General features: G+C 55.7%; 3 protein-coding genes and 1 tRNA gene. 1 reads left to right on the forward strand and 3 read right to left on the reverse strand.

Annotation, left to right across the window (positions count from 1 at the left end; all coding sequences use genetic code 11):
• Positions 1 to 177: 177 nt before the first annotated feature.
• Positions 178 to 417: a hypothetical protein gene (locus JGZ97_RS17970; protein ID WP_207064090.1), complete on the reverse strand. Its 240-nt coding sequence runs from the start codon at positions 415 to 417 to the stop codon at positions 178 to 180.
• Positions 418 to 552: 135 nt separating this feature from the next.
• Between JGZ97_RS17970 and JGZ97_RS17975 the strand changes: the two genes are divergently transcribed.
• Positions 553 to 780, forward strand: coding sequence for a helix-turn-helix transcriptional regulator (locus JGZ97_RS17975; protein WP_242521875.1), 228 nt, complete (start codon positions 553 to 555; stop codon positions 778 to 780).
• A gap of 171 nt (positions 781 to 951) precedes the next feature.
• Here JGZ97_RS17975 and JGZ97_RS17980 read toward each other — a convergent pair.
• Together JGZ97_RS17980 and JGZ97_RS17985 are read right to left on the reverse strand one after the other, a co-directional pair.
• Positions 952 to 1,028: transfer RNA gene (locus JGZ97_RS17980), tRNA-Val, on the reverse strand.
• 147 nt (positions 1,029 to 1,175) lie between these two features.
• On the reverse strand, positions 1,176 to 2,936 hold the full coding sequence (locus tag JGZ97_RS17985; RefSeq protein WP_207064092.1) for a DUF3604 domain-containing protein: 1,761 nt from the start codon (positions 2,934 to 2,936) through the stop codon (positions 1,176 to 1,178).
• Between the last annotated feature and the right edge of the window lie 49 nt (positions 2,937 to 2,985).

Here is a 2,985-nt window from a genome sequence, read left to right on the forward strand (position 1 = left end):
AGCTCCGTCTGCTTGCCGGAAAACGGGCATGCAGGCGGTGTGAAATGATCAAAAACCGGGTTATTACGCCGCAAATGCGGCTTGAGCAGCGGAGTAGCTCAGGAGATGGGACTTAATCGTAGGTTCCCTAGGAATCGGAAGTCAAAAAAAAGCAGGCCATTTGCACGAGCGTTAACGCTACCCATGACACACGCCTCCCCTCGCCATGGGGATCAACTCCCCTCCTTCATCCCTTGTTTCCGGTTTCAGTATTTCGGCTTCAACCGCATCCCATAGGTACAGTATTTTTCTGCCGCCAAAAGGACGGACATAGTGTGTACCCTCTATAAAGACGGTATCTCGGAGCACTTGAGATATGTACTTAGGATTGAACTTTATGCGCTCTGATAATTCCGCTGCTGTTAGATAATTACTCATCGCATGTTCCCCTGGATCACATTAGTTACCCAGAGGAACATTATCACCACAAATGTGACTGTCAAGCACTTTTAAACAACATAGAGAAAAAAAAGCTCCTCCGTGGCACAATATGCCCACGATGAAGGAGAAACCATGATCCGCTTTAAGCTGAAAGAATTGACTGCTGAAAAAGCATTCCGAGAGGGGCGCCGTATCAATCTGCAAGAGATTGCGGAGCAAACAGGAGTGCACCGGACGACTCTTTCTAAGCTCCAGTCACCAACTGGTCACAATACGACCACTGAGAATTTAAATGCTCTGTGCAAATATTTCGACTGCGCCATTCAGGACTTGATCGAGTACGTCCCTGACGAGCCCTAAATCTAAGGTGGGTGTGAACACGCCTGACTGGTCATTCTCGATAGAGGTCAAAAGAAGGCAGGGGCAAACAGCAGCGGTCTATCGATGGTCTACGAATGGTCTACGACCCAAAAACAAAAAACCCGAGACTTTCGCCTCGGGTTCTAAGCGACTGATTTAACAGTCTGAATTTGGTAGGACTAGGCAGATTCGAACTGCCGACCTCTACCATGTCAAGGTAGCGCTCTAACCAACTGAGCTATAGTCCTGTCTCGAACGTGGGGCGTATTATACGGTGCCCTTTTCTAGAAACAAGACCCAAGAGGGAAAATTCCGCGCCACTTCATTCCCGCCCCCCCCGTCGAGGGGGTGAGAACAGGGCCGCGGCCCCTGTCTTTGGGGGATCGATCAGCTTCTCAGTTCGCCTGCGTATACCAGATCGGGCTCGTGTAGGCCCGATCCGTAACCACCATGGCAGTGCCCTCGGGCATCTCGATACCGAAATACTTGGCGTCATAGGCGGTCCAGCGCGGCGTGGGAATCTCAATCACGCGCACATAGTAAAACGCATGCTGGCCCGGGTGGAATTCCGGATCTTTCCAGTAGGCGGACAACACGGCCACTCCAATGTCGTTGGTATAGGTCGCATTGACGACATCCACGGTAGTACCCACCGGGTCCCTGGCGCGCCCGTCGGCATCGATACGACGGTCTCCCGACACCGCCACGTCGTAGATACGTTCCCGGGATTCCCCCCCGGCATCGAGCCAGCCCTTGATGATCTGGATGCGATCAAGGTTGGCGCCGTCCGGGTCGCGCAGTGCCCGCACCATGAAGGTCGGGGCAGCCCCTTCGGGCCCTGGCCGCAAATCGCCCCCCATGGGAACGCCACGGGCATAGCCCTGCTGCGCAAAGTCCGGCCGGTGAACCTCGGCCTCCTGGAAATCCCAGCCGGCAAAAACCCGCACCCGCAGCCGTGTTCCGGTGGTGGCATAGACCTCGCGGCGGGCGAAGGCATCCCAGATCGCCGCACGGGTATTCTCGGTCGCCCACACGGCAGCCAGCCCCGAGGCCCCCATGTCGATGTCCCGGATAGAGTAGGCAGGATCCACCTCGCTTTCGATAAAGTAGCCGTCCCGCCGATGGGGGGACGGTTCAACAAAGTGAATCTTGCCGAACCAGTTTTCCTCCCGGGTCGAGGGAATCGCGTTGTGACTGTCGGTCGAACCGATCATGCCGAATTTATATGGGTTAACGCCGAGGCGCGCCTGCTCGGCCAAACCAAGTTTAAGGGCTTCACGGGCGTACTCGGTCTTGAGCATCTCCGGCGTTTTAGGCACGGTGCCGGTGAGGTTCGACTTGTCGATCAGCTCGAAATCCGCAAATTCGTCATCCGGTGACAGCAGGGGGTGGGCCTCACCGGTGCCCTTTGGCTGGGTGACCTCGACGACCCGCTCAAAACGCTGACGCCGCTTGGCGTAAGCCTCGTCAAAGCGTTCTCCGGCAAAGGTTTCCAGCATGAACATCATGCCGTTGGAGAGATTGCCGTTGTGGGGGATGCTGAAGACCCGGCCGCCGGTTTTGGCCTCGTAGTCGTTCAGGTGTTGCCAGAGGTCTTCCGGATCATCGCTGTCAAACGCAGAAAAGGGAACCACCTGGCGGACACGCTCACCGCCATCCCGGAAAACGACGTTACGATGCAGGTTGTTGCTGCCGGGGCCGGAGGTCCACTCGTAGCCAATAAAAGCGGTAAAGATGCCCGGCTCGTTATACCTCTCCGCATTCTCGATCACCTGTTCCCAGACTCGAAATCGCATCTCCGGACTTTGAATGGGGTCCTCTCCCTTGGCATTGAAGGCACTCCACTCGTAAGCGGCCTTGATCCCCTCCCCCGCGTCGAAATACTCAAGCCATTTGCGTCCGATTTCACTTTCTTTGAGGATCGAATCCCGCCGGTCGAGATAATCGTAAATACCGATATTCTCCGCGTGATCGGCAATCACCACGAAGTCCAGCGGGCGCACCAGCTTGAAAGGCAAGCCGGTCTGGCTGGTCACGGCTTCGCCACGGGCAACGCGGTAGGCGAACTCGGGGCCTAGCCCGCATTTTTCATGAAGGGGTAAACAGAAACGGCTGAAAGCCTTATGGTTGTTGGTGTCGAGCCTACTTCCACGCAGCTACAGCCGTGAGCAAAATGTTACCACAGTCGTTTCAGTTTTCACCCCT

Source organism: Motiliproteus sp. SC1-56 (assembly GCF_017309075.1).
Classification (GTDB): Bacteria; Pseudomonadota; Gammaproteobacteria; order Pseudomonadales; family Balneatricaceae; genus Motiliproteus.